Below are 24704 nucleotides of genomic sequence, written 5' to 3'. Positions count from 1 at the left end.
TCTAGTCGAATTCCTGCCACGGCGGTGCGCCGCCCCGGCGGGCTCACCGGAGGGGGCGGGCGGCCGCTTGGATAGCCGCCGCGACCTCATCGAGCGCAGCCGATCCGTGCCGCCATTGCTGCCAGTGAAGCGGCACATCCACGTGCGCCGCGGGGTCCAGAGAGACCAGTATGCGGCGCTTCAGCTCATCCGAGACCTCGATTTCGGGCAGCAGTCCCCACCCCATCCCCCAGCGGATGGCTTCGCCGAACTCGTGGGCGGCCGGGACATAATGCCGGGGCGGCTGGAGTGCCATTCGGCCGCAACTCCGCAGGTACCGGTCCTGCAAATCGTCCTTGCGGTCGAAGACGATGACCGGTGCGGGGGCGAGCGTTTCCGCCGTCGCTCCTTCGGGAAACCACCGGGCGGCGAAGTCCGGAGTGCAGACCGGCAGATAGCGCATAACACCCAGGCGCCGGGAGGAGCAGCCCGGGGCCGCCTTTGCCGTGGCGGTGATGGCAGCGGCCGCGGCGCCGCTCCGGAGGAGTTCCAGCGAGTAGTCCTGGTCCTCGCGCAGAATCTCCAACTGGACCTTGTCCGCCACCGCCGCCAGCCCGGGCAGTGCCCAGGTGTGCAGGGAATCGCTGTTGATGACCAGGGTCAGCCGTACGCTGGAAGGCTGCGCGCCCGGCTGCAGTTCTTCGGCCAGATCGGCGGAGAGCATCTCAAGCTGCCGGGCGAAGCGCACCACAGCGTGGCCGGACGAGGTGAGTTCGACCGGGCGGGTCCGCTTCAATACCGGCCGGCCGACGGCGACCTCGAGGGCGCGGACGCGCTGGCTCACCGCCGACGCAGTGACCCGGAGGTGGGTGGCAGCGGCCTCAAAGCTTCCGTGCGCCACGATGGCAGCCAGGGTCCGGGCCTGGTCCGGAGAGACATCGATCATTAGCCCATCTTATGTAAACCAAGAATTATTAACTGGTTTCATGTTGTGGTGCCCCCTACCGTGGCTTCTGTGATCCTCTCCCTCATTTCAGGCTTGGCAAGCGGGCTGTCCCTCATCGTGGCCATCGGCGCCCAGAACGCCTTCGTGCTCCGCCAGGGCGTCCAGCGCGCGCACGTCGCGCTTGTTGTTGCCGTGTGCGCCGTCTCGGACCTCGTGCTGATTGTGCTGGGCGTTGCCGGGGTCGGCGTCGTCATTGAGCGGGCGCCTGCGGTTCTCGAGGTGGTGCGCTGGGCGGGTGCCGCCTTCCTCCTGGCCTACGGACTGATGGCCGCAATGCGTTCCATCCGCGGAACGCAGGCGCCCCGGCCGGCAGTGGGGCAGGAAGGAAGCTGGCTGGCCGCACTGGGGACCTGCCTGGCGCTGACCTGGCTCAACCCACATGTCTACCTGGACACCGTCCTGCTGCTGGGGTCCCTGGCCGGCACGCACGGAGCGGACGGACGCTGGTGGTTTGCCGCCGGAGCGGGGCTCGGCAGCGTGGTGTGGTTCGCCGCGCTCGGTGTCGGCGCCAGGTTCCTCGCGCCGCTGTTCGCCCGGCCGGGCAGTTGGCGTGTGCTCGAGGGCGGCATCGCCTTGGTCATGGTCACGCTGGCCGTCACGCTCGTAGCCTGATCTTGTCAGCCGTCGCCACCACAGCTCCGGAACGGGCCATTGGGCGAATCCCTCGTCATTGTCCAGCGGTCCGATGCCTACATTTCCCCGTCCTGGTACCCGTCAAAGGCTGAACATGGCCGGGTTGTGCCCACGTGGAACTACACCACGGCGTACGTCTACGGCCGGCTCGTCGTCCATGACGACCCGGTCTGGGTTGAAGACCTGGTCCGGCGGCTGACCACGCTGCATGAAGCATCCTCGGCAGAGCCCTGGAGCGTGGACGATGCGCCTGCCCGCTTCATCGCCGGTCAGCTCCGGGCGATTGTCGGCGTCGAACTTGTCATCACGAGGGTTGAAGTGAAACGGAAGCTCAGCCAGAACCGGCCAGCCGCCGACATTGGCGGGGTCATCGCGGGTTTGCGCGCCAAGGGTGAGCTGGATGCGGCCGACGACGTCGAACGGGCGCGGTAGGACCCGATCTGGCGGGCCTGAGCGCGCCAAAGGATGCCGGCCGCCGATTTTGGATAATCCGGGGGTCTGCCCTTATAGTTTTATAGTCCAGTTCGGAGCAACTCGAAAGGACAAAAACGAACGGCTTCGGCCCTTTATTTTTGCCCCTGATGAGCCGGATTGAGTTCAGGCCCCCATCGTCTAGCGGCCTAGGACACCGCCCTTTCACGGCGGCGGCACGGGTTCGAATCCCGTTGGGGGTACGCAAGGAAGTGGTCAAACCGGATGTGAAAGTCTGGTAAGCTAAAAGCCTTGAAAAATTGCGGTAGCGATACCGCAGACATGCAAGAAACAAGCAAGGCCCTGTAGCGCAGTTGGTTAGCGCGCCGCCCTGTCACGGCGGAGGTCGCGGGTTCAAGTCCCGTCAGGGTCGCTCTGATTGCCAGAAGAAATTCCGGCTGTCATGGTGACATGTCACCTAGGCTCTGTAGCTCAGTTGGTAGAGCGTTCGACTGAAAATCGAAAGGTCACCGGATCGACGCCGGTCGGAGCCACCACTGGGAAGCATCAGTTCTTCGGAACTGGTGCTTTTCTTCTTTAACCCCTTCATCGGCTGCTCCGTAACTGCCGTCATGGCGGCCCAAAAGGGCCGTTACGGAGCAACCGATCCGGGGTCGACGGCGGCCGGTTTGGGGATCCCGCCGTCAGCACGGCTAGACTCGCACGCTGGGGAAAGAACGCCAAGACCGCCGGCAGCCTGGTCCGGACCGGCGGTGCAGTCTCAACCGGAAAAGTGATCTCTAAACGTGATTTTGAAGAATGTTGCACGCCCGCTGACCGCCGCCGCCCTCCTTGCCACCCTGGCCCTGACCGCCTGCTCGGCGCCGGAAGCCGTGAGCGCGCCGTCGTCCGCGGCCGCCACTTCCGCGCCGGCCTCCGCCACCCCGAGCCCCAGCAAGGCCTCCGGGCCCTACGGGGACTTCCCCACGGCGGCCGAGGCCTGCGCCAAGATCTCCGAACAGGCAACCGGTGCCACGCTGCTGCCGCTCTCGGCAGCCCAGGGCAAGACGGCTGAACTGGAGCAGTCCAAGGCCGAACTCAGCCGGACCGCGGAGCGTGTCCCGGACAGCCTCAAGGCCGACTTCGCGAACCTCGCCAAGGTCGCGGTCGCCGGCGTGAGCGACCAGGCCGTCTTCTCCAGCGGCAAACTGCAGGCCGCCATGGCCCCCGTGACGGGCTGGCTCGCCGCCAACTGCACCTAGCCTTCCGGGAAGCAAGGGCTAGGGTGGTGTCAAAGAGAAGGGGGAGCGCCTCATGGAATACCAGAATCCTCAACCCGTTGCCGGCCCCGGAGCCGGGCCGCCTGCCGTGATGGCGGCGGCCAGCGGCCGCACCGTGATTTCCGAGGCGGCCGTCGCCAAGGTCGCCGGCATCGCCGCCCGCTCGGTTCCCGGCGTCTACTCCCTGGGATCCGGCCCGTCCCGGGCCCTGGGCGCCATCCGGGACGCCGTCGGGAGCTCTGACCATGCTGCCGGCGTCCGCGCGGAAGTCGGCGAAACGCAGGTGGCCGTGGATATCGACCTCGTGGCGGTCTACGGCACGCCGCTGCACGCCCTGGCGGACCAGATCCGTGCCGCTGTCTACTCGGCGGTCGAAGAGCTCGTCGGACTCCAGGTCATCGAGGTTAACATCGAGATCAACGACGTGTACGTGCCCGGCCCGGCGAAGCCCGCCGCCCCGGGCGAGGTCCGGCCGGCGAGGGAGCCAATCCAGTGAATCTGACCGTAGTGGGGATCGCAGCAGGCGCGTTCGTGGCCTTCATGTCCTTCCAATTTGGTGTCTGGGGTTTCCTGGGCGCGTTGCTGTTCATGGGCATCGGAGCCCTGTTTGGCCGGGCCGCGGAAGGGAAACTTGACCTGCGCAGCGTGCTCGATGCCCTCACGGGCCGGCGTTCCTCCTCATGAGCGGCACCGGCCCGGCCGTGTCCCCCCGCGCCGGGCTGGCCGGGCACAACCGGATCAGCACCCAGGCCCTGACCAGTGTGGCGAGGGCCGCCGCCGCGGAGGCCCTCGGCGTCCCGCCGCAGGACGTGCGTGCCGACTGGGCCGACGACGACGGCCTGTTGGCTTTGTCCCTCATCACCCCGATCGCCGTCCCCGCACTGCCCGCCGTCCTGCGTGATCCGGGGCGGGTGGCGGGTTTTGGCGGCTCCATCTGGGACCGGGCCGTGGCCGCCAAGGGGAATATCCTGCGGCGCGTCACCGAGCTCAGCGGGGCACAACTGAGCCGCGTGGACATCCGTATCAGCGGCGCCGCCGTCACTGAACGACGGAGGGTCCGGTGAGCCAGGATACTGAAAACGGCCACGCCGGCAACGAATCGCGCACCCCCGGGACGGGGGCGGATCTGGAGCGGATCCTTAAGCGCGAGAGCAGCTCGTCAAGGGCCGTTGCCTCCGTCATCGCAGCCGTCCTGGTGATTGTGCTGTGTGGCTACGCCCTCCTTGAAACCGCCGTCCGGGCCGTCGGCCAGCCGCCCTGGCTGGTGGATCCCCAGACCGCCGCGGAGAACATCGTGGCGCTTCCCGACGGCGTGCCGCCGCTGCTGCTCGGCGTCACCGGCGCCGTGCTGGTCATGGCCGGGTTGTTCTTCTTCCTCAATGCGGTGCTGCCCGGGCGCCGGGCCCGCCACCTCCTGCAGGACCGCCGCGCCGCCGTCGTCGTCGATGATGAGGTGATCGCCTCCGCCCTCGCGCGCCGGGCGCGGCTGGCCGCCAACGTAACGCAGGAACAGGTGATGGTGATTGTGTCCAGGAACCGGGTGCTCGTCAACATCCGCCCGACCTCAGGCGTCCCCCTCGACGCCGACGCAGTCCTTGCCGCCGTGCGCGGCGAACTCCAGGAGATGAGGCCATCCCCCCTGCCCGAGGTCCGGATCAACGTGGCCACCGCGGGGGTGATCGGGGCATGAACAACACCCCCAGAATCCTCAACCGCATCCTGATCGGCGTCCTCGGAATCACGCTCCTTGCGATCGGCCTCCTGCTGATCCTGCTGGCGGGCGTGCCGGCCGTCGGAACCTGGTGGCGGGAATGGTCGGCCGGGGTGTGGGGCACCGTGCGCGGGCTTTTCGACCGGACGAGGTTCCCCGGACAGCCGGAGAGCTGGCTGTGGATCCTCATCGTGTTGCTGCTGGCGGTGGTGATCGCGGTGATGGTGGCGTGGGTCGCCCAGCAGGGCAAGGGCCGCGCCAACCTGCTGGTGGCTGAGGAGGATCCGGGGGAGGTGCCCGGGGATGTCCGGATCGGCAGCGGCGTCGCCGAACAGGCGCTCCGGGCGGCGCTTGCGGACCGCCCGGATCTGGCCGGAGCCACCGTCGCCACCTACGAGATCCGGGGCGAACCGGCGCTGAAGATCCGGGTGCAGCCGCGCCAGGGCGTGGCCCCGCACACCCTCGCCGCGGAGGTCTCCGCGCTGGTGGAGGCGCTCGACGCCGTGATCGGCAAACGGACGCCGGTGCTGATCCATATCGGCTCCGGCGCGCGGTCCAGGTTCGGGCGGGCCGAGCGCGTCCGCTGACGGCCGGGCGGTGCGGCCCGGGAAACAGGCCCGGATGCGGCCCGCGCAGGGCAGGCCTCCTTTGGGTAAAGGTTGATGTAAACGCTTGCATTCCTCACCGCATGGTGATTAGTGTGATGGTCACCACACCAACTGCACCGCCGTTATCCGGTACTCAGCGAGGAGCCACCCACATATGAAAACACCCACGTTCCTACTTCCCGTAGCCACAGCAGGCGTTCTAGTCCTCACGCTCTCCGCCTGTGGTGGCGGAGGAGGCGGCGGTGGCACCAGCGCCGGGTCCGACGCCGAAAACGGACTGGACGGGCGCGGCCCCATCACCTACGTCCAGGGCAAGGACAACAGCAACGTGGTCCGCCCGCTCATCGAAAAGTGGAACGCTGCCCATCCGGACCAGAAGGTCACCTTCAAGGAGCAGACCGACCAGGCGGACCAGCAGCACGATGACCTCGTCCAGCACCTCCAGGCCAAGGATTCCACCAGCTATGACGTCATGAGCGTCGACCTCGTCTGGACCGCGGAATTCGCGGCCAAGGGCTGGCTGCAGCCACTCAAGGACAAGATGGCCGTCGACACCTCCGCCATGCTGAAGCCGACGGTGGACGGCGCCACCTACAAGGGGATCCTGTACGCGGCACCGCAGTCCTCGGACGGCGGCATCCTGTACTACCGCAAGGACCTCGTGCCCACGGCTCCCAAGACCTGGGACGAGATGATGGGCATGTGCTCCATCGCCAAGGCCAACAACATCGGCTGCTACGCGGGCCAGTTCTCCAAATACGAGGGCCTGACGGTGAACGCCTCCGAGGCGATCAACTCCGCGGGCGGTTCCGTGCTGGACAAGGACGGCAAGCCCAGCCTGAACACCGACGCGGCCAAGGCCGGTCTCGGCAACCTGGCGAAGGCCTATGCGGACGGCAACATTCCGAAGGAAGCCATCACCTACAAGGAAGAGGAATCCCGCCAGGCCTTCCAATCCGGCAAGCTGCTCTTCCTGCGCAACTGGCCGTACGTGTACAACCTGGCCACCACTGAAGGTTCCTCCGCGGTGAAGGACAAGCTCGGCATGGCAGCCCTTCCGGGCAAGGACGGCCCGGGCGCCTCCTCGCTGGGCGGTCACAACACCGCCGTCAGCGTGTACTCCAAGAACAAGGCCACGGCCCTGGACTTCATCAAATTCCTGACCACGGATGAAACCCAGAAGTTCTTCGCCACCCAGGGCTCCCTGGCTCCGGTGCTCGGCGCGCTCTATGACGACAAGGACCTCGTCGCGAAGCTGCCGTACCTGCCGGTGCTGAAGACCTCGATCGAGAACGCCGTGCCGCGTCCTGTCACCCCGTTCTACCCGGCCGTGACCAAGGCCATCCAGGAAAACGCCTACTCCGCCATCAAGGGGGAGAAGCCGGTGGACGCCGCACTGTCTGACATGCAGAAGTCCATCGAGTCAGCCAGCGCGGGACAGTAGTTCAGCCATGGCAACCGAATTGGGCCCGACGCCGGTCAAGGCACCGGCGTCGGGCGGGACCCCGCTCCACCGCGCACCTAACGGCGTGGGGGAAGACAACCGCATCGCGAGCCAGGGCCGGTGGGCCTCGTGGCTCCTGGCACCGACCATCATCGCCCTTGCGATTGTGATCGTTTACCCGATCGTCAGCGCCGTCGTTATGTCCTTCCAGAAGGACGCAGGCCTTGACCCGGTCACAGGACTCTTCACCGCCGGCGGCCCGGCCGGCGTCCAGAACTACGTCAACTGGCTGGCCCAGCAGTGTTCCGCCCCGGGCGGCGGAACACTGGCCTGCCCGCCCGGAACCCTGGGATCGCAGTTCTGGTCGGCCACCGCCACCACCTTCTTCTTCTCGGTGGTGACCGTGGCGTTCGAGACCGTGCTTGGATTCTGGATGGCCATCATCATGGCGCGGACCTTCAAGGGCCGCAGCGCCGTGCGCGCCGCCGTGCTGGTGCCGTGGGCCATCCCTACCGCCGTCACCGCCAAGCTGTGGCTGTTCATCTTCGCCTTCGAGGGCATCGCCAACAAGATGTTCAACACCACGATCCTGTGGACCGGCAGCGAGTGGCCGGCCAAGTGGGCGGTCATCATCGCGGATGTGTGGAAGACGACGCCGTTCATGGCGCTGCTCATCCTGGCAGGCCTGCAGATGATCCCGGCCGAAGTGTATGAAGCGGCAAAGGTTGACGGCGCCACGGCCTGGCAGCGGTTCCGGATGATCACGCTGCCGCTGGTCAAACCGGCCCTCATGGTGGCCATCCTGTTCCGTACCCTGGACGCCCTGCGTATGTTCGACCTCCCCTACATCCTGACCGGAGGCGCGAACAACACCACCACCCTGTCCATCCTGGTGATCAACCAGATCAGGCAGGGCTTCAATGCTGCGGCGGCCCTCTCCACGATCACGTTCATCATCATCTTTCTGGTCGCTTTCATCTTCGTCCGGTTCCTCGGCGCGAATGTCGTGGAGCAGCAGACCGGCGCAGCCAAGGAGAAGAAATGAGCACCGCGACAGCATTGCGGGCCCAGCAGGACCGGGGCCGGAAGCTTTCCCAGAACCGGGAGAAGTGGGCGCAGGGGCGGACCTATATCAGTGCCGCCGTGATCCTCATCTGGTGCCTTGCGCCGGCCTATTGGATGGTCGTCACCGCATTCCGGGACGTCGGCTTCACCTACGACACCTCGCTGCTGCCCACCCACATCACGCTGGACAACTTCAACACGGCCTTCGACACCTCCTTCGGCAACCGGTTCGGACAGGCGCTGCTCAACAGTGTGTTCATCGGCCTGGTGGTCACCCTGGTCTCGCTGATCCTCGGCGTGTTCGCGGCGTACGCGCTGGCACGGCTGAACTTCAGGTTCAAGTTCCTCGTGCTGGGCTTCATCCTGGGAGCCTCGATGTTCCCGGGCGTTGCCCTCATCACCCCGCTGTTCCAGCTCTTCACGAACATCCACTGGATCGGCACCTACCAAGCGCTGATCATTCCGAATATCTCCTTTGTGCTCCCGCTCACCGTCTACACCATGACGTCCTTCTTCCGCGAGATGCCATGGGAGCTCGAGGAGTCGGCCCGGGTGGACGGCTGCACCCAGGGGCAGGCGTTCCGCAAGGTGATCATGCCGCTGGCGGCCCCGGCCATCTTCACCACGGCGATCCTGGCGTTCATCTCCTCCTGGAATGAGTTCCTGATCGCCAGCCAGCTCTCCAGCGATGCGACCCAGCCGGTGACGGTGGCCATCGCGAGCTTCGCCGGCGCCCAGCCCAACCAGATTCCGTACACCGCCATCATGGCGGCGGGCACCATCGTCACCATTCCCCTCGTGGTCCTGGTGCTGGTCTTCCAGCGGAAGATCGTGGCCGGCCTGACGGCGGGTGCAGTCAAGTGACACCCTTCGCGGCCCGGGGCAAGCCGGCCCCGGGCCGGCGCAAACCGGGGGAGGTCCGGTCAGTACACCGGCGCGTGCGCTCCGGGGAAGACTTCGACATCATCATCGGTTTCCTGGGCTTCTGGGCGGTCGTGCTGCTGGTGGTCACACTCTGGATGGAAGTGACCGGCCAGCCGGCCCTCGGCTGGGCCCTGGGACTGCTGGGCATGTTGCTGGCTTTGTACGGCATGACCAGGCTGCGGCGGCGGCTGCCGCACCGGACGGCGACCCGGCGCAGCTGACGGGCGGGCGCTGGAGTCGCCGTCATATGCGTCGTCACGGGGGATGCGGGGAAGGCACTTCCGCGGACAGCCGATAGGCTTCTGCGGACAGTCGACAAGAGGACACGGTGGCACGGACAACTGACAGGGCGCAGCGCGGCGGGCACTCCGGCATCAGCATCGAGGATGTTGCCGCCGCCGCCGGGGTCTCCACCGCCACCGTATCCAGGGCCGTCCGGGGCTTGCCCCGGGTATCGCCGGCCACCCGGGAGAAAATCCTCGGCATCGCGGCGGATCTCGGCTATGTGGCCTCTTCCTCGGCGTCCGGACTGGCCACCGGCCGGACCCGGACCATCGGAGTGCTGGCTCCCTTCGTCAGCCGCTGGTTCTTCTCCAAGGCGATCGAGGGCGCGGACCGGGAGTTGCACGCCCGCCAGTACAACCTTTCCCTCTTCAACCTGGGCGGCCACGGCAGCAACCGCGAGCGGCTCTTCAGCAAGACCATGGTCTATAAGCAGATCGACGCGCTGCTGGTCCTGTGCATGGCGCTGACCCACGAGGAAATCGAGCATCTCCAGAAGATCGACATCCCGCTGGTCGTCGTGGGCGGGCACGTCGAGGAATGCCCGTATATCGGCATCGACGACTACGCCGCGGCCTCCACTGCCGTGCGCCACCTCATCGGTCTCGGTCACCGGGACATCGCGCTCCTGCACGGCGACGACGAAACGGACCTGAACTTCGACGTTCCCCGGGTCCGGATCAAGGCCTTCCAGGACGTGATGGCGGAAGCCGGGCTGGACGTCCGGCGGGAGTGGGACCAGTGGGGGGACTTCACCGTCCACAGCGGGCAGGAAGCGTTCCACCGGCTCTGGGACAGGCCCGGCGCGAAGCCCACCGCAATCTTCTGTGCCTCGGACGAGATGGCGATGGGGGTCATCTTCGAGGCCGGCCGGGCCGGGGTCCGGGTTCCGGCGGACCTCTCGGTGATCGGAATCGACAACCACGACTTTTCTGAAGCCGTGGGGCTCACCACCGTTGGACAGCTCCCGGACGAACAGGCCGAGCTGGGCACCAAGATGCTGCTGGATGAACTCGACGGCATTGAAGGAGCGGTGCGCTCCACCGTGGCGCCGCACCAACTGATCATCAGGAGAACGACGGCGGCGCCCCGGTCCGGGGAGCCTGCAAGCTAGGAACCGCGCAGGAATCTTGGCCCGGGCAGCTCAGGAGGCGCGTGCCAGCTGCCGGATCGGGATCCAGCGTGAGGCCAGCCGGCGGTAGGCCGCGGCCGCCCCGGTCATGTCGCCCTCGGCAAGGCACTCGATGCCGAGCCGGACGTCCAGCGGGGAATCGTCCGGGTAGACCTTGTCCGCCACCGCGCCGTAATCGAGTTCCACGACGGAATCCCGGTGGAACAGCTCAAGCCACTCCGTGAGCTGGGTCAGGTCCTCGAGCATGTCCAGGTCCGGGGCGGCGAGGGCCAGATGCGCCACCGCGTACCGGACCCTCTCGAGGGCCTCGCTGATCGTCGCACGGATGCGCACGGTGACGATGTGCCCCTCGGACTCCACAACATCCGTGGGGTCCGATTCCTGGAACAGGCAGAACCAGCTGAACGGGATGCCCCAGGTCGACGCCCGGGTGTGGACTCGCCCCAGCCCGTCGTGGGACCGGGCCTCGTCGATGCGTTCCTGGTGCCGTTCGCGTTGTTCCTCCGGGATCAGCAGCTGGGCCAGCGGCCCGTGGATCCCTTCCATCAGGGCATTTGCGGCCAGCCCTGCCCGGAGGACCAGCTGGCTGGGGCAATACAGCAGCCGCTCGGGCTGCGCGGCGGAGACGGGCCCGGGAAGGGAACCGGCAGCCTGCTTCGTGACGGAACCCTTCTTTGCCGGTGCCACAACAACGCGCACGAGATCCGTGCGCCCGGTGGGAAAGGGATCCCCGCCCGGGCGCGTGATGCGGCCCAGGGAGGCCAACAGCTCGGCGTTCTCCACAGCCGCACGGGAAGCCGTCCCGGCCGCCGCCGCCCGGAGGACCTCCTGCTGCTCCTCGGGGAAGGCGTCCAGGGGTTCATAGATCCGAAGCGCGGAAGAGAACGGCAAGCCGGCCTGCCCGCGGTAGAGGTTTCCCGTCATCGGACCACAACGCTTCCCTGGGCGGCCGGCATCAGTCGCTCAGCTCCACAATCACGGGGGCGTGGTCGGAGGCGCCCTTGCCCTTGCGTTCCTCGCGGTCGATCATCGCGCCCGTGACCCGGGAAGCCAGCGCGGGGGAGGCCAGGATGAAGTCGATCCGCATGCCTTCCTTCTTCGGGAACCGCAGCTGGGTGTAGTCCCAGTAGGTGTACACCCCGGGACCCGGGGCATGCGGGCGGACAACATCCGTGAATCCGGCGTTTTCGAAGGCATGGAAGGCCGCCCGTTCCGGCTCGCTGACGTGGGTGAGGCCTTCGGAGCGGAAATAATCGATGTCCCAGACGTCCTCGTCCTGCGGGGCGATGTTCCAGTCACCCATCAGCGCGATCTGCGCTTCGGAGTCATCCCGGACCCATCCCTCGGCGTGGGACCGCAGCGTGTCCAGCCAGCTGAGTTTGTACGGCATGTGTTCGTCGTCGAGCGCCCGCCCGTTGGGGACGTAGAGGCTCCAGACCCGGATGCCGCCGCAGGTGGCGCCGATCGCGCGGGCCTCCTGCACCTCGTCCTTGCCGCCCTTGCCGAAGACGGGCTGGTCCATGAAGGTGCGTTCGACGTCGTCGAGGCCGACGCGCGAAGCGATGGCCACGCCGTTCCACTGGCTCAGGCCGAAATGTGCCACCTCGTAGCCGTTTTTCTCGAACAACTCCCAGGGGAAGTTCTCGTCCTTGCACTTGGTTTCCTGGAGGGCCAGGACATCACAGTCGGTGCGCTGAAGCCATGCCTCAACGCGGTCGGCGCGGGCACGGAGCGAATTCACATTCCAGGTAGCAATCTTCACAGTTCCTAACTTACCGAATTTGGCTGCCGGACGAAGCGGCGGCCCGGTCCGGCCCCTCTGGAAATTACTAGGAAGTCCGAGTATATTCAGCAGCAGGGATGACCTGGATCACAACCGGCCAGGACATCATGCCGGCAGTCGTGGCCGGCGATCAAAGCCGGATCCACATCAGGCAACCACAGGTGCAAAGGAGCATTCGACCATGGTTCGTGAACTTTCCCATTACATAGACGGACAGCACGTACAAGGCACATCGGGCCGATTCAGCGATGTGTATGATCCGTGCACCGGCCAGGTCCAGGCCAGGGTCCCGCTGGCCAGCACCGACGAGGTCCGCAACGTGATCGCCAGCGCGGAGAAGGGCCAGCTGGAATGGGCCGCGATGAACCCGCAGCGCCGCGGCCGGATCCTGCTCAAGTTCGTGGACCTGGTCAACCAGAACCTGGACGAGCTCGCCACCCTGCTGTCCTCCGAGCATGGCAAGACCTTCCTGGACGCGAAGGGCGACATCCAGCGGGGCATCGAGGTCGTGGAGTTCGCCGCCGGCGCCCCGCACCTGCTCAAGGGCGAGTTTTCGGACAGCGCCGGAACCGGGGTCGACGTCCATTCGATGCGCCAGCCGCTCGGCGTCGTTGCCGGCATCACGCCGTTCAACTTCCCTGCCATGATTCCGCTGTGGAAGTCCGGTCCGGCCCTCGCCGCCGGCAACTCCTTCATCCTCAAGCCCTCCGAACGGGACCCCTCCGTGCCGCTCCGCCTCGCGGAACTGTTCACCGAGGCCGGGCTGCCGGACGGGGTTTTCAACGTGGTCAACGGGGACAAGGAGGCCGTCGACGCGCTGCTGGAGGACTCCCGGGTCCAGGCGATCGGCTTCGTCGGCTCGACCCCGATCGCCCAGTACATCTACGCCACCGCGGCCGCCAACGGCAAACGTGCGCAGTGCTTCGGCGGGGCAAAGAACCACATGGTGATCATGCCGGACGCCGATCTGGACATGGCCGCCGATGCCCTGATGGGCGCCGGGTTTGGCTCCGCCGGCGAACGCTGCATGGCGATTTCGGTCGCAGTACCCGTGGGCAAGGCCACCGCCGATGCGCTTGTGTCCAAGCTGCAGGAACGGATCAAGGACCTCAAGGTCGGCCACAGCCTGGCCGGGGATTCGGACTTCGGACCCGTCGTGGCGCCCTCCGCCAAGGAGCGGATCGAAGGCTACATCCAGGCCGGCGTAGAGGAAGGCGCCAGCCTCCTGGCGGACGGCCGCGGCCTGAAGGTCGAGGGCTATGAGGGCGGCTTCTGGGTGGGCCCGACGCTATTCGACAACGTCACCAAGGAGATGAAGATCTACAAAGAGGAGATCTTCGGCCCGGTGCTGAGCGTGCTCCGCGCGGAGGATTACGACGAGGCCCTCCGGCTGTGCAGCGAACACGAATTCGGCAATGGCGTGGCCATCTTCACCCGCGACGGTGACTCCGCCCGGGACTTCGCCAGCCGGGTCCAGGTGGGCATGGTCGGCATCAACGTCCCCATCCCGGTGCCGATCGCCTATTACACCTTCGGCGGCTGGAAGGCCTCAGGCTTCGGTGACCTCAACCAGCACGGCGCCGATGCCTTCCGCTTCTACACCAAGACCAAGACCGTCACCACCCGCTGGCCCTCAGGCATCCGCACCGGCACCAGCTTCGTGATGCCGGAAGGAAGCTGATGGTAGGCAAACACGCCGGGGACGCGCTGCCTGCTGAAGCCCTGTTCGACGAAGTTCTCTTTGAAAGGCGCGGCCGGCTGGGCGTCATCACGCTCAACCGGCCCCAGGCAGTCAACGCCCTCACCGCGGGCATGGTGTCGGCCATGCTGGAGCAGCTCACGCTCTGGGCGGACGACGACTCCGTGGCCGCGGTGCTGGTCCGTGGCGCCGGCGACCGGGGACTCTGCGCCGGCGGCGACATCGTCGCCATATACCGGGACATACTCGACGGCGGCAACGCGACGGCGGACTTCTGGGCCGAGGAATACCGGCTGAACTCCCTCATCTCCGCCTATCCCAAGCCGTACGTGGCGTTCATGGACGGGCTGGTCCTCGGCGGCGGCGTGGGGATCTCCGCGCACGGTTCGGTCCGGATCGTCACCGAACGCACCCGGACGGGGATGCCGGAAACCACGATCGGGTTTGTGCCCGACGTCGGCGGAACGTTGCTGCTCTCCCGCTCGCCGGGGGAGTCCGGCACGCATGCGGCGCTGACCGGCGCGCATCTGGACGGCGCGGACGCCCTGTTCCTGGGGCTCGCGGATACCTTCGTGCCGTCCGGCCGCCTGGCGGAGTTGGCGGCGGCACTGGAAACCCAACCGGTGGAAGCCGCCGTCGCGCGCTTCTCGGAGCAGCCCCCGGCCTCCACGCTGGAACGGCAGCGGGAGTGGATCGACGCCTGCTATTCAGGTGACGACGCCGAGGAGATCCTGCGCCGGCTGCGCGCCTTTGGGGGAGAGACTGCCGGCCCGGCCGAGACGATCGCGGCCAAGTCCCCGACCGCGGTGAAGGTGGCGCTGGAATCCCTGCGCCGGGTCCGCGGGCTGAGCCTGGCGGAGGCCCTCGAGCAGGAATACCGGGTGGGACTGCGCTTCCTCGAGGGCCCCGACTTCCGCGAGGGCATCCGGGCGCAGGTGGTGGACAAGGACCGCACCCCGCACTGGCAGCCTGCCACCCTCGCGGAGGTAAGCCGCGACGACGTCGAGGCCTACTTCGCGCCGCTGGGCGAGCGTGAACTGCAGCTATCTTCAAAGGAGACCAATCATGTCTGAGACCACACGCTCTGAGCCCGTGCGGGCCGAGGGCACGATCGCCTTCCTGGGCCTGGGACACATGGGCGGTCCGATGGCCGTCAACCTGGTCAAGGCCGGCTACTCCGTGACCGGTTTCGATCTGGTGCCGGCGGCGCTGGAATCTGCCCGGGCACACGGCATCTCCACCGCGGACACGGCGGCCGGGGCGGTGGCCGGTGCTGCCGTCGTGCTCACCATGCTGCCCAGCGGCAGGCACCTGCTGGACGCTTACCGGGGCACGGGCGGACAACCCGGGCTGCTGGAGGCCGCCGGACCGGACACCATGTTCCTGGACTGCTCCACCATCAACGTGGACGAGGCCCGTGAGGCGGCGGAACTGGCCATCGCGGCCGGCCACCGCGCGGTGGATGCGCCGGTGTCCGGCGGCGTCGTCGGCGCCGAGGCAGGCACCCTGACGTTCATGGTCGGCGCGCTGTCGGAAGACTTCGAGGCGGTCAAACCGATGCTCGAAGTGATGGGCAAGCGCGTGGTCCACTGCGGGGAGCACGGCGCGGGGCAGGCCGCGAAGATCTGCAACAACATGATCCTCGGCGTCTCGATGATCGCGGTCAGCGAGGCCTTTGTGCTCGGCGAGAAACTGGGACTCACGCACCAGGCGCTGTTCGACGTCGCCTCCGCGGCCTCCGGACAGTGCTGGGCGCTGACCACCAACTGCCCCGTGCCGGGGCCGGTTCCCACAAGCCCCGCCAACCGGGACTACCAGCCCGGCTTCGCCGGCGCGTTGATGGCCAAGGACCTCAAACTGGCGCTGAACGCCCTGACAAGCACCGGCGTCGCCGCCCGGCTGGGCCCCCTCGCCTCGGAAATCTACGATACCTTTGCCGCGGAAGGCGGTGCGGGCCGGGACTTCTCCGGCATCATCACCGACATCCGGGACAAGTCCTCGCACTAGCGCGGAACCCGCAGATTTGACCAGCAGCCTGAACGGGCACCAGCCAAAGGGGACACCTATGACAGAGTACGCGAACATTCTGGTGGAGCGCCGCGGCCGGGTGGGCCTCGTGACGCTCAACCGGCCCGAGGCGCTGAACGCCCTCAACAAGGCCACCATGGATGAACTGGTGGCAGCGGTGACGGAGATGGACGCGGATCCCGGGGTGGGCGCCGTTGTGGTCACCGGTTCCGCGAAGGCCTTCGCGGCCGGTGCCGACATCAAGGAGATGCAGTCCAAGGGCTACATGGAGATGTACGCGGCGGACTGGTTCCGTGGCTGGGAGGACTTCACCCGGCTGCGGATCCCGGTGGTGGCGGCGGTGTCCGGCTTCGCCCTCGGTGGCGGCTGCGAGCTGGCGATGATGTGCGACGTCATCATCGCCGGGGACAACGCGAAGTTCGGCCAGCCGGAGATCAACCTGGGCGTCCTGCCGGGGATGGGCGGCTCGCAGCGGCTGACCCGTGCGGTGGGCAAGGCCAAGGCGATGGACATGATCCTGACCGGGCGCTTCATCGGGGCCGAGGAGGCCGAACGGTCCGGGCTGGTGTCCCGCGTGGTGCCGGCCGCGGACGTCGTTGACGAGGCGCTGAAGGCCGCGGAGCTGATCGCGTCCAAGTCAAAGCCCGTGGCGATGCTGGCCAAGGAAGCCGTCAACGCCGCCTTCGAGACCGGGCTGGGCCAGGGCGTGCTGTTCGAACGCCGCCTCTTCCACTCGCTGTTCGCCACCGAGGACCAGAAGGAAGGCATGGCGGCGTTCAGCGGGAAGCGCCAGGCCGAATTCAAGCAGCGCTAGCAGGCGGAGGCCGGGCCTGGCCCTGAGGCGTTCCCCCGGGCCAGTCCTGGGGCTTCGGGCGGCGCGCCTGCTAGGCCCGCGCCTTGCGCCTGGCGCGGAGCACGGAATCCTGGACGGTGACCGGGGTGCCGTCGGGGTCGCCCTCGGCCCGCGGCCGTGACACGCAGGTTACGATCTCCCATTCGCGTGGATCGAGGTCCGCCGCGATCTGCTCGGCGGTGAAGAGCAACCCGGGTGCAGAGGGCCGGCGCACGCTGGTTTCCAGGTCCGAGGGGTGGTGGCCCACGATCAGCAGCGTCCCGCCGGGGGCCACCGACGCGGCGAGCCGGCGGTACACCCCATCCCTTTGCGGTGCAGGCAGGTGCAGGTACTGGGCCGAGACGAGGTCGAAGGTCCCGGCCGGGGGCGGGGAGGCCGTGAGGTCCTGGTGCTGCCAGTTGATGCGGGCGGCAGTTTCCGGGTCATCTTCCACCGCGGCGGCTGCCCTGGCCAGGGCCACGGACGAGATGTCCACCGCCGTCACCCGCCAGCCACGGCGGGCAAGCCAGACGGCATCCGCGCCTTCTCCCGCCCCGACGTCCAGCGCGGAACCGGGCACGAGATCCGCGGCTTCGGCCACCAGCTGGGGGTTCGGTTGCCCGCTCCACACGGATCCGTGCTGGCCGGGCAGGCGGTACCGCTCGTCCCAGAACGATTCATCGAATTCCATGCAGCTCTCCTTGGTTCCGGTTCCGTCCCACCGATGGCCCCGCAGACGAAGTGTACGGCTCAGCTGCTGAAGTCCCCGGCATTCCGGCGGAAGGCGCCCAGGATCCGGATCAGCTGGTCGACGTCGTGCTCCTCGAAACCGGACCGGCCGAAGACCTCCGAGTTCAGCACCGCCGTCGCACGCTTGGCCAGGGCGCGCCCCTCGGGGGTGAGCTCAATCAGGGTGGTGCGACCGTCGGTGGGGTGCGGCGAGCGGAGCACCAGCCCGGCGTCCTGGAGCCGGTCGACGGCGTTGGTCACCGAGGTGGGATGGACCTGCAGCAGAGCGCTCGCCTTGTTCATCGGGAGCGCGCCGCTGCGGGCGAAACTCAGCAGGGCCAGCAGTTCGTACCGGGCAAAGGTCAGCCCGAACGGCTTGAGGGCCGCTTCGATCCGGGCCAGCAGGATCTGCTGGGTCCGCATGATGGCGGTGATGGCAGCCATCGGCGCCGCAACATCGCCCCAGCCGTGCCGCTCCCAGTTCAGCCGGGCATCGGCAATCGGGTCACGCGGCAGCGGAGTTCCCACGGCACCCCTTGCTGGTCGTCTCAAGCGTCATGGGTTCAGCCTAGCTTTTCCGGCTGGCTTTTCAGGCCCGGGAAGTCCGATTCGGAGTACTCCGTGCCGAGGCCTTCGGGAACCGCGCCGCCGCCGTGCCGCACTTCCTCGCTGTGCCGCAGCTCCACGCGCCGGATCTTGCCGGAGATGGTCTTGGGCAGTTCGGCGAATTCCAGCCGGCGGATCCGCTTGAAGGGGGCCAGATGGTCGCGGCAGTACCGCAGGATGTCCTCGGCCAGTTCCGGGCCGGGCTGATGCCCGGCGGCCAGGACCACAAATGCCTTGGGCACGGACAGCTTGAGCGGATCGGGGGAGGGGACGACGGCGGCCTCCGCCACCGCCGGGTGCTCGATCAGCACGCTTTCCAGCTCGAAGGGCGAGAGCCGGTAGTCCGAGGACTTGAAGACGTCGTCGCCGCGGCCCACATAGGTGATGATGCCGCGCTCGTCCCGGCTTGCCATGTCACCCGTGTGGTAGTAGCCGTCACGGAAGGCGTCCGCCGTCTTCTCGGGGTCGCCGTAGTAGGCCTTCATCAGCCCGACGGGGCGCGGGTCCAGGCGCAGGCAGAGCTCGCCGTCGTTGCCTTCCTCGCCGGTGGCGGGGTCAACCAGCACAACGTCGTAGCCGGGCAGCGGCCTGCCCATGGCGCCGATCTTGATCGGCTGGCCGGGTGTGTTGGCGATCTGCACGGTGGACTCTGTCTGGCCGAAGCCGTCCCGGATGGTTTGGCCCCAGGCACGCTGGACCTGGTCGATCACCTCGGCGTTGAGCGGTTCGCCGGCGGAGACCACCTTTGTCGGCGGGTTCTTCAGCTGGGTCAGGTCGGCCTGGATGAGCATCCGCCAGACGGTGGGCGGGGCGCAGAAGCTCGTGACGGACTCGCGGTCCATCTGTTCCATCAGTGCCTTGGCGTCGAAACGTTCGTAGTTATAGATGAACACACACGCCTCGGCGATCCAGGGGGTGAACACATTCGACCACGCATGCTTCGCCCAGCCGGGAGAGGCCACGTTGAGGTGCACATCGCCCGGTTCCATCCCGATCCAGAACATCGTGGACAGGTGTCCCACCGGGTAGGAGGTGTGCGTGTGCTCCACCAGCTTGGCCTTGGAGGTGGTGCCGGAGGTGAAGTAGAGCAGCAGGGTTTCGTCCGCCAGGGTCGGGGCATCCGGGGTGAAGTCCGTCGGGGAGGCGGCGGACTCCGAGTACTGCAGGGCCGTCGGAATGGTGGCTTCGCCGCCGATTTCGATCAGGGTGTAGTCGCCCGGAACGTCGGCAAATTTGGCGATGTTGGCGCTCCCGACGGCGGCCCAGTTCGCCCCGCCGCGTTCCACCCGGTCCAGCAGGTCCGCAGACCCCATCAGGGTGGTGGTCGGGATCATCACGATGCCGAGCTTGATGCCGGCGAGCATCAGCTCCCAGAGTTCCACCTGGTTGCCCAGCATGATGATCATCCGGTCGCCGCGGCGCACCCCCTGGCCCCGAAGCCAGTTGGCCACCTGGGCGGAGCGGCGGGCGAGGTCCGCGAAGCTGCGCCGCGTCGCGGAGCCGTCCTGCTCCACGATTACGAGGGCCGGCCTCCCGGCCTTGGCCGGGTCCGCCGCGATCGCATCAAACCAGTCCAGGGCGAAGTTGAACTGCTCAAACCGCGGCCACTGGAATTGGCTGCGCGCTGCGCCGTAATCCTTGCGGAGATCCAGCAGGCGGTCGCGTGCGGCACGGAATTCCTCAGTGACTGTCATGGTGCACCTTTCGAAGTCTGGTGGCGCAGCCGTTCAAGCCCGGCGCCGTTGCCCGGAGACCACCAGTTCCCTAGTGATACCCATCACTGTGCAATATACTAGGACATCCAAGGGTTTGGAAGAGCGGCGCCGCTCAACGGGCGGCGCATGACGAAGGGACACATGCCCGTGCAGCCACAAGGACGTGCCAGCGGACAGGGCTCCGCCACAGCGGAATCAGCGGCGGAAACAGCGGCGGAGCCGCCATTTCCGGACGCCGACCTGATGTACATCGTGGAGCTGCTGCCCCCGGATGAGCAGATCCGCTACCAGGAGATCCGGGAATTCCTGCAGTCCCGGATCCGGGCAGCCTCGATCGACTACTGGAACCGCGAGGAGTTTCCCTTCGGGCTGCTGGCCGAACTGGGCAAGCACGGGCTGGGCGGCCTGCAGACCGACGGGACGTCCAAGCTCTTCAAAGGCCTGATGTATGTCGAAGTGGCCCGGGCAGACGTGTCGCTTTCGGCGCTCGTGGGGATCCACAATGAGCTGATCGTCGGCATGATCGACCAGCTGGGCTCGGAACAGCAGAAGTCACGCTGGCTGCCGGGGCTGACCGCCTTCACCGAGCTCGGTGCCTTCGCGCTGACGGAGCCGGACCATGGCTCGGACATCGCCGGGGGACTCGAAACGACCGCACGGCTCGAGCGCGGGGAATGGGTGATCAATGGCGCCAAGCGCTGGATCGGTGCCGGCACCATCGCGGACTTCGCCCTGGTCTGGGCCCGGGACGTCGCCGACCAGCAGATCAAGGGCTTCATCGTGGAAGCGGACCGGCCCGGCTACACCGCCACCAAGATCGCCAACAAGATCGGGCTGCGGATCATGCAGAACGCGGACATCGTGCTCGAGGACGTCCGCATCCCGGAGTCCAACCTGCTGCCCGGCGCCACGGACTTCTCCAAGGCCAACGAGTTGCTGCGCGATTCGCGGGCCTGGGTCGGCTGGCAAGGTGCCGGCATCCAGCTGGCCGCGTTCGACGTCGCGCGTTCCTACGCGCTGGAGCGCAAGCAGTTCGGCAAGGAGCTGGCCAGGTTCCAGCTCATCGCGCAGCAACTGGCCGAGATCCTGGGCAACGCCACCGCCTCGCTGGCGCTGATGGCGCAGCTGGCCCGCATCCAGGAGGAAGGCAAGCTGGAGATGGTCCAGGCCGCGATGGCAAAGTCCACCACGACCCGGCTGGCCCGGGCCTCCGTGGCAATGGGCCGCTCCCTGATGGGCGGCAACGGGATCAGCAGCGACTATGAGATGGGAAAGCTCTTCGGCGACGCCGAAATCCTCTACACGTACGAAGGCAGCTACGAGATCAATTCGCTCATCGTGGCCCGGGCCGTGACCGGGAAGTCGGCTTTCGTCTAGGCCTCCGGCTCACGGAAGGAAACGGTAGCCGATGCCCGCCTCGGTGAGCAGATGGCGGGGATTGGCGGCGTCCGGCTCCAGCTTGCGCCGCAACTGGGCCATGTAGACGCGCAGGTAATTGGTTTCCTTGGCGTACGCCGGGCCCCACACCTCGGTCAGCAGCTGCTGCTGGGTGATGAGCTTTTCGGGGTTCCGGACCAGTACTTCGAGCATGTTCCATTCCGTGGGCGTGAGCCGGACATCCTGGCCGTCGCGGAGGACGCGGCGTTTCGCCAGATCCACCGTGAAGGCATCGGTGGCGATGACCGGTGCCTGCTCCGGACCCTCGCTGCGGCGCAGCATGGCGCGCAGCCGGGCCAGCAGCTCGTCCAGCCCGAACGGTTTGGTGATGTAGTCGTCGGCGCCCATGTCCAGGGCCTGGACCTTATCCTCGGAGCCGTGCCGGGCGGACAATACCAGGATCGGGACGCGGCTCCGGATGCGGAGCTCCCGGATGACGCCGGTGCCGTCCATGTCCGGGAGCCCGAGGTCCAGGACCACGACGGCGGGCGGGTTCTGCCGGGCCGCGAGCAGGGCGGAGCGCCCGTCCGTGGCGGTGGCGACGTCATAACCATGGGCCTGCAGGGTGATTCGCAGGGCGCGTAACAGGTACGGATCATCATCGACCACCAGGACGCCCGTCTTCCCGGTCATCCCTCGTCCCGCCCGGAGAGGAGCGGCGGCGCGTCGTGGCGACGGGCCAGGGCCGATTGTGGTTCCAGTGGGGCCTGGCCCTGATGCGCGTCGACGGAGGCGGCTGCGGACAACGGGAGGCTGATGACCATGGTCAGTCCGCCGCCCGGGGTCGCCTCGGCCGTGAGCTTGCCGCCCATCGCCTCCATAAAGCCCTTTGCCACCGCCAGGCCGAGACCGACGCCCGTGGCCTGCGTCGCGTCGTCGAGGCGTTGGAACGGCCGGAACATTTCCACTACCCGTTCTGCCGGGACTCCCATGCCGTGGTCGATGATTCGCAGTTCCCCGGCCGGACGTCCGCCCGCCGTGGCAGGGGTCAGCCCGCGGGCGGAACCGGCCAGGACAATGTCCGAACCAGGCGCGTACTTGACGGCGTTTTCGACGATGTTCGCAATGACACGCTCCAGCATCCCGGGGTCTGCATCGACCTCGGGCATATTGGCGGGCAGCTCCACCCGCACCAGGTCCGCCGCGATCCCGTGCAGTCCGCCGGGAATTGCCTCGTGCCAGCGTACCGGTCGCAGCAGGGGCTTGATGGAGTCGGAGGTGAGCCGGGACATGTCCAGCAGGTTCCCCACCAACACATCCAGCCGGTCGGAGCACTCCTCGATAGTGGCCAGCAGCTCCTGCTCCTCGTCGCGGGTGTAGCGGACCCCCTCCTGGCGGAGTCCCCCGACCGCGAGCTTGATCCCGGCCAGTGGAGTCCGCAGATCATGCGAGACGGCGCGAAGGATTGAGGTGCGCATGGTGTTGCTTTCGGCCAGCCGAAGGATTTCGTTCCGGCTGGCCAGCAGTTGCTGGCGTTCCAGCTGCGCCACCAGATGCACACCAAAGGCACCAAGCAGCTTCCGGTCGCTGGCCGGCAGGACGCGGCCGGAGAGGACCAGGCAGGTCGTGGCATCGATTCGTTCCACATTTTCGCCCTGGATCCCTGCCGGGCCGGCGCCGGAATCTGTGCCTGAGCCACCGGCGGCGTGCGGGATCTCGCCGACACCGGTGATGAGCCGCCAGTCGGACCGGGAGCCGCCGTCGCCCTCGGGAAGGTTGAAAAGTGCGGCGCCACGGACCTGGAAAACGTCGATGGCCTGCTCGAGCAGGCCGGTCACGGTGTCTTCCGAGCCCGCCGCACCGCGCGAAAGATCGGCCAGCGTGGCGGCTTCGGCGCGGGCGCGGGCGGCCTCCTTGGAACGCCTGGCCGAGAGGTCCACGACGGTTGCGACGGCGGCGGACACCCCGACAAAGACCAGGAGGGCGAGCACATTCTGCGAATCGCTGATGGCCAGGTTGCCCACCGGCGGGGTGGAGAAGTAGTTCACCAGCAGGCTGCTCCAGACCGCCGCCACGACCGCCGGCCAGAGACCACCGACGAGCGCCACGGCAACAGACCCCGTGAGCTGGACCAGCACGGTCGTGGCCAGGTTCCTGTCCGGATTCACGGCGGTCACAAGCTGGAGCAGCGGCGGCAGGAAAACCGCGAGAACGAAGCCGATCCTGACCCTTGTCCGGCCCAGGTCCCGTTCCAGGTCCCGTTCCAGGTCCCGCTGCCGGGAAACGCCCGGGCCGCCGCTGCCGGGGGACTGCGAGACCGTGAGGACGTCGATGTCGCCGGAGCCGCGGGCCACGCGGCCGGCAACACTCCCGCCGCGAACGGCCTTCGCCAGTCCGGAGAGCCTGCCCTGGCGGGGGAGTCCGACGACGATCTGGCTGGCGTTGACGCTGCGGGCGAAGTCGAGCAGGGCGCCGGCCGGATCTCCGCCGGCCACGACGTGATAGCTGCCGCCAAGGTCCTGGACCAGCCTGCGCTGGGCTTCGAGGGCCTGCGGGGACTCGCCGGGCACCCCGTCGGCCGCTCGCACATGCACCGCCAGCAGGTCGCCGCCGTTGACCCGGTTGAGGATCCGGGCGCCGCGGCGGATCAGGGCCTCGCCGTCGGGGCCGCCGGCCAGCCCGACGACGACGCGCTCGCGGGCGGGCCAGCTGGCCTCGATCCCGTTGCCCTCCCGGTACCTGGCCAGGCCTTCGTCCACCCGGTCCGCCAGCCACAGCAGGGCCAGCTCACGCAGTGCGGCCAGATTGCCCGGACGGAAGTAATCCGAGAGGGCGGCATCGATCCGGTCGGCTGCGACGATCCTGCCGTCCGCGAGCCGCTGGCGCAGGAGCTCGGGGGAGATGTCCACCAGCTGGATCTGCCCGGCCCGGCGGGCAATGTCATCAGGAATGGTCTCGGCGGGGCGGATCCGGGTGATGGCGTGGATGACGTCGCTGAGCGAAGCGAGCTGCTGGATGTCCAGGGTGGACAGGACATTGATCCCCGCCTCCAGCAGTTCGTCGATGTCCTCCCAGCGGTGCTGGTTCCGGCTGCCGGGGAGATTGGCATGCGCGTACTCGTCCACGATCGCCGTGGCGGGAGCGCGCCGGAGCACTGCGTCAAGGTCCAGCTCCTCGGCCTGAAGCCCGCGCCACGGCACCCGCCGGGCCGGAATGCCCTCAAGCCCTGTCAACAGTTCACGCGTGTCCCGGCGGCCCCGGTCCCGGGCGAACGCGACGACGACGTCCTCGCCGTTGCCGCGCAGCCGTTGCCCCTCCCGGAGCATGGCGTAGGTCTTGCCGACGCCGGGTGCTGACCCCAGAAAGATGCGCAGCGTTCCACGTGCCATGCTGTCATTCTTCCATTCCACCCTCTTCCCGGCACACAAACGCCCCTCCGGAGGAATCCTCCGGAGGGGCG

General features: G+C 67.6%; 25 protein-coding genes, 3 tRNA genes and 1 pseudogene. 21 read left to right on the top strand and 8 right to left on the bottom strand.

The features are described 5' to 3' along the window. Window positions 1–43: 43 nt before the first annotated feature. Window positions 44–925 carry an ArgP/LysG family DNA-binding transcriptional regulator gene (locus tag E5206_RS01365; protein ID WP_136320914.1) on the bottom strand — a complete coding sequence of 294 codons (882 nt, stop codon included), beginning with the start codon at window positions 923–925 and terminating at the stop codon, window positions 44–46. A gap of 69 nt (window positions 926–994) precedes the next feature. On the opposite strand from E5206_RS01365, the gene E5206_RS01360 reads away from it, so the two are divergent. From E5206_RS01360 to E5206_RS01285, 16 genes and pseudogenes are all read left to right on the top strand, one after another. After that, window positions 995–1597 (top strand): LysE family transporter, encoded by a 603-nt coding sequence (locus tag E5206_RS01360; RefSeq protein WP_136323903.1) that lies wholly within the window; start codon window positions 995–997, stop codon window positions 1595–1597. A 42-nt stretch (window positions 1598–1639) separates the two neighbouring features. Beyond that, a pseudogene (locus E5206_RS01355) lies at window positions 1640–2050 on the top strand (FMN-binding negative transcriptional regulator); the annotation flags it as partial. 169 nt (window positions 2051–2219) lie between these two features. Continuing rightward, window positions 2220–2292, top strand: a tRNA-Glu gene (locus E5206_RS01350). A 96-nt stretch (window positions 2293–2388) separates the two neighbouring features. Continuing rightward, window positions 2389–2462 (top strand) — tRNA-Asp (locus tag E5206_RS01345). A gap of 48 nt (window positions 2463–2510) precedes the next feature. Beyond that, window positions 2511–2586: transfer RNA gene (locus E5206_RS01340), tRNA-Phe, on the top strand. A gap of 249 nt (window positions 2587–2835) precedes the next feature. Beyond that, a complete protein-coding gene (locus tag E5206_RS01335) occupies window positions 2836–3291 on the top strand; it encodes a hypothetical protein (RefSeq protein WP_240689878.1) in 456 nt (151 codons plus the stop codon). Between the two features lie 52 nt (window positions 3292–3343). Next, window positions 3344–3805 carry an Asp23/Gls24 family envelope stress response protein gene (locus E5206_RS01330; protein WP_136320912.1) on the top strand — a complete coding sequence of 154 codons (462 nt, stop codon included), beginning with the start codon at window positions 3344–3346 and terminating at the stop codon, window positions 3803–3805. After that, complete coding sequence (locus E5206_RS01325; RefSeq protein WP_136320911.1) at window positions 3802–3993, top strand: hypothetical protein; 192 nt, start codon at window positions 3802–3804, stop codon at window positions 3991–3993. Before E5206_RS01330 ends, E5206_RS01325 begins: the two co-directional genes overlap by 4 nt. After that, window positions 3990–4373, top strand: coding sequence for a hypothetical protein (locus tag E5206_RS01320; RefSeq protein ID WP_136320910.1), 384 nt, complete (start codon window positions 3990–3992; stop codon window positions 4371–4373). Before E5206_RS01325 ends, E5206_RS01320 begins: the two co-directional genes overlap by 4 nt. Next, the gene (locus E5206_RS01315) at window positions 4370–4999 is read left to right on the top strand and encodes a DUF6286 domain-containing protein (RefSeq protein WP_136320909.1); all 630 of its coding nucleotides are present in this window, start codon (window positions 4370–4372) and stop codon (window positions 4997–4999) included. Before E5206_RS01320 ends, E5206_RS01315 begins: the two co-directional genes overlap by 4 nt. Beyond that, complete coding sequence (locus E5206_RS01310) at window positions 4996–5607, top strand: hypothetical protein (protein WP_136320908.1); 612 nt, start codon at window positions 4996–4998, stop codon at window positions 5605–5607. The genes E5206_RS01315 and E5206_RS01310 overlap by 4 nt, the downstream gene beginning before the upstream one ends. A 175-nt stretch (window positions 5608–5782) precedes the next feature. Further along, on the top strand, window positions 5783–7072 hold the full coding sequence (locus E5206_RS01305; protein ID WP_136320907.1) for an ABC transporter substrate-binding protein: 1290 nt from the start codon (window positions 5783–5785) through the stop codon (window positions 7070–7072). A gap of 7 nt (window positions 7073–7079) precedes the next feature. Beyond that, window positions 7080–8117, top strand: coding sequence for a sugar ABC transporter permease (locus E5206_RS01300; RefSeq protein ID WP_136320906.1), 1038 nt, complete (start codon window positions 7080–7082; stop codon window positions 8115–8117). Next, entirely contained in the window at window positions 8114–9001 is an 888-nt protein-coding gene (locus tag E5206_RS01295) for a carbohydrate ABC transporter permease (protein ID WP_136320905.1), read from the top strand. Before E5206_RS01300 ends, E5206_RS01295 begins: the two co-directional genes overlap by 4 nt. A gap of 74 nt (window positions 9002–9075) precedes the next feature. After that, window positions 9076–9282 (top strand): hypothetical protein, encoded by a 207-nt coding sequence (locus E5206_RS01290; RefSeq protein ID WP_136323901.1) that lies wholly within the window; start codon window positions 9076–9078, stop codon window positions 9280–9282. 107 nt (window positions 9283–9389) lie between these two features. Beyond that, window positions 9390–10457: a LacI family DNA-binding transcriptional regulator gene (locus tag E5206_RS01285; protein ID WP_136320904.1), complete on the top strand. Its 1068-nt coding sequence runs from the start codon at window positions 9390–9392 to the stop codon at window positions 10455–10457. Window positions 10458–10487: 30 nt separating this feature from the next. On the opposite strand, the gene E5206_RS01280 is transcribed toward E5206_RS01285, so the two are convergent. Together E5206_RS01280 and E5206_RS01275 are read right to left on the bottom strand one after the other, a co-directional pair. Beyond that, window positions 10488–11399 (bottom strand): hypothetical protein, encoded by a 912-nt coding sequence (locus E5206_RS01280; protein WP_136320903.1) that lies wholly within the window; start codon window positions 11397–11399, stop codon window positions 10488–10490. A gap of 31 nt (window positions 11400–11430) precedes the next feature. Next, window positions 11431–12237, bottom strand: a complete 807-nt coding sequence (locus E5206_RS01275) for an exodeoxyribonuclease III (protein ID WP_136320902.1) — start codon at window positions 12235–12237, stop codon at window positions 11431–11433. Window positions 12238–12439: 202 nt separating this feature from the next. Here E5206_RS01275 and E5206_RS01270 point away from each other — a divergent pair, with 202 nt between their 5' ends. From E5206_RS01270 to E5206_RS01255, 4 genes are read left to right on the top strand one after another with little or no spacing between them, the layout of a single operon-like run. Continuing rightward, window positions 12440–13939, top strand: coding sequence for a CoA-acylating methylmalonate-semialdehyde dehydrogenase (locus E5206_RS01270; protein WP_136320901.1), 1500 nt, complete (start codon window positions 12440–12442; stop codon window positions 13937–13939). Next, window positions 13939–15030 (top strand): enoyl-CoA hydratase/isomerase family protein, encoded by a 1092-nt coding sequence (locus E5206_RS01265; RefSeq protein ID WP_136320900.1) that lies wholly within the window; start codon window positions 13939–13941, stop codon window positions 15028–15030. Before E5206_RS01270 ends, E5206_RS01265 begins: the two co-directional genes overlap by 1 nt. Further along, window positions 15023–15964 carry a 3-hydroxyisobutyrate dehydrogenase gene (gene mmsB / locus E5206_RS01260; RefSeq protein WP_136320899.1) on the top strand — a complete coding sequence of 314 codons (942 nt, stop codon included), beginning with the start codon at window positions 15023–15025 and terminating at the stop codon, window positions 15962–15964. Before E5206_RS01265 ends, mmsB begins: the two co-directional genes overlap by 8 nt. A 58-nt stretch (window positions 15965–16022) precedes the next feature. Further along, on the top strand, window positions 16023–16799 hold the full coding sequence (locus E5206_RS01255) for an enoyl-CoA hydratase (protein ID WP_136320898.1): 777 nt from the start codon (window positions 16023–16025) through the stop codon (window positions 16797–16799). A gap of 70 nt (window positions 16800–16869) precedes the next feature. On the opposite strand, the gene E5206_RS01250 is transcribed toward E5206_RS01255, so the two are convergent. The 3 genes from E5206_RS01250 to E5206_RS01240 are packed head-to-tail and all read right to left on the bottom strand — an operon-like array spanning window position 16870 to window position 19846. After that, window positions 16870–17508, bottom strand: coding sequence for a class I SAM-dependent methyltransferase (locus E5206_RS01250; RefSeq protein ID WP_136320897.1), 639 nt, complete (start codon window positions 17506–17508; stop codon window positions 16870–16872). Between the two features lie 59 nt (window positions 17509–17567). Next, window positions 17568–18074 carry a MarR family transcriptional regulator gene (locus tag E5206_RS01245; protein ID WP_136320896.1) on the bottom strand — a complete coding sequence of 169 codons (507 nt, stop codon included), beginning with the start codon at window positions 18072–18074 and terminating at the stop codon, window positions 17568–17570. A gap of 35 nt (window positions 18075–18109) precedes the next feature. Beyond that, window positions 18110–19846, bottom strand: a complete 1737-nt coding sequence (locus tag E5206_RS01240) for an AMP-binding protein (RefSeq protein WP_136320895.1) — start codon at window positions 19844–19846, stop codon at window positions 18110–18112. 162 nt (window positions 19847–20008) lie between these two features. On the opposite strand from E5206_RS01240, the gene E5206_RS01235 reads away from it, so the two are divergent. Next, window positions 20009–21244 carry an acyl-CoA dehydrogenase family protein gene (locus E5206_RS01235; protein ID WP_136323900.1) on the top strand — a complete coding sequence of 412 codons (1236 nt, stop codon included), beginning with the start codon at window positions 20009–20011 and terminating at the stop codon, window positions 21242–21244. A gap of 9 nt (window positions 21245–21253) precedes the next feature. Here the strand turns inward: E5206_RS01235 and E5206_RS01230 are convergent, their stop codons facing one another. Beyond that, window positions 21254–21937, bottom strand: coding sequence for a response regulator (locus tag E5206_RS01230; RefSeq protein WP_136320894.1), 684 nt, complete (start codon window positions 21935–21937; stop codon window positions 21254–21256). Then, the gene (locus E5206_RS01225; RefSeq protein ID WP_136320893.1) at window positions 21934–24633 is read right to left on the bottom strand and encodes a DUF4118 domain-containing protein; all 2700 of its coding nucleotides are present in this window, start codon (window positions 24631–24633) and stop codon (window positions 21934–21936) included. The genes E5206_RS01230 and E5206_RS01225 overlap by 4 nt, the downstream gene beginning before the upstream one ends. Window positions 24634–24704: the final 71 nt, after the last annotated feature.

Origin of the sequence: Arthrobacter sp. PAMC25564 (genome assembly GCF_004798705.1) — a bacterium.
Lineage (GTDB): Bacteria > Actinomycetota > Actinomycetes > Actinomycetales > Micrococcaceae > Arthrobacter.
This window is presented reverse-complemented; position numbering and strand designations above follow the sequence as displayed.

Coding starts and splice junctions, on each gene's coding strand:
- E5206_RS01255 (WP_136320898.1), top strand. CDS start 16,023: ATGACAGAGTACGCGAACATTCTGGTGGAGCGCCGCGGCCGGGTGGGC.
- E5206_RS01320 (WP_136320910.1), top strand. CDS start 3,990: ATGAGCGGCACCGGCCCGGCCGTGTCCCCCCGCGCCGGGCTGGCCGGG.
- E5206_RS01295 (WP_136320905.1), top strand. CDS start 8,114: ATGAGCACCGCGACAGCATTGCGGGCCCAGCAGGACCGGGGCCGGAAG.
- E5206_RS01365 (WP_136320914.1), bottom strand. CDS start 925: ATGATCGATGTCTCTCCGGACCAGGCCCGGACCCTGGCTGCCATCGTG.
- E5206_RS01265 (WP_136320900.1), top strand. CDS start 13,939: ATGGTAGGCAAACACGCCGGGGACGCGCTGCCTGCTGAAGCCCTGTTC.
- mmsB (WP_136320899.1), top strand. CDS start 15,023: ATGTCTGAGACCACACGCTCTGAGCCCGTGCGGGCCGAGGGCACGATC.
- E5206_RS01235 (WP_136323900.1), top strand. CDS start 20,009: ATGCCCGTGCAGCCACAAGGACGTGCCAGCGGACAGGGCTCCGCCACA.
- E5206_RS01330 (WP_136320912.1), top strand. CDS start 3,344: ATGGAATACCAGAATCCTCAACCCGTTGCCGGCCCCGGAGCCGGGCCG.
- E5206_RS01300 (WP_136320906.1), top strand. CDS start 7,080: ATGGCAACCGAATTGGGCCCGACGCCGGTCAAGGCACCGGCGTCGGGC.
- E5206_RS01310 (WP_136320908.1), top strand. CDS start 4,996: ATGAACAACACCCCCAGAATCCTCAACCGCATCCTGATCGGCGTCCTC.
- E5206_RS01230 (WP_136320894.1), bottom strand. CDS start 21,937: ATGACCGGGAAGACGGGCGTCCTGGTGGTCGATGATGATCCGTACCTG.
- E5206_RS01225 (WP_136320893.1), bottom strand. CDS start 24,633: ATGGCACGTGGAACGCTGCGCATCTTTCTGGGGTCAGCACCCGGCGTC.
- E5206_RS01280 (WP_136320903.1), bottom strand. CDS start 11,399: ATGACGGGAAACCTCTACCGCGGGCAGGCCGGCTTGCCGTTCTCTTCC.
- E5206_RS01240 (WP_136320895.1), bottom strand. CDS start 19,846: ATGACAGTCACTGAGGAATTCCGTGCCGCACGCGACCGCCTGCTGGAT.
- E5206_RS01305 (WP_136320907.1), top strand. CDS start 5,783: ATGAAAACACCCACGTTCCTACTTCCCGTAGCCACAGCAGGCGTTCTA.
- E5206_RS01270 (WP_136320901.1), top strand. CDS start 12,440: ATGGTTCGTGAACTTTCCCATTACATAGACGGACAGCACGTACAAGGC.
- E5206_RS01250 (WP_136320897.1), bottom strand. CDS start 17,508: ATGGAATTCGATGAATCGTTCTGGGACGAGCGGTACCGCCTGCCCGGC.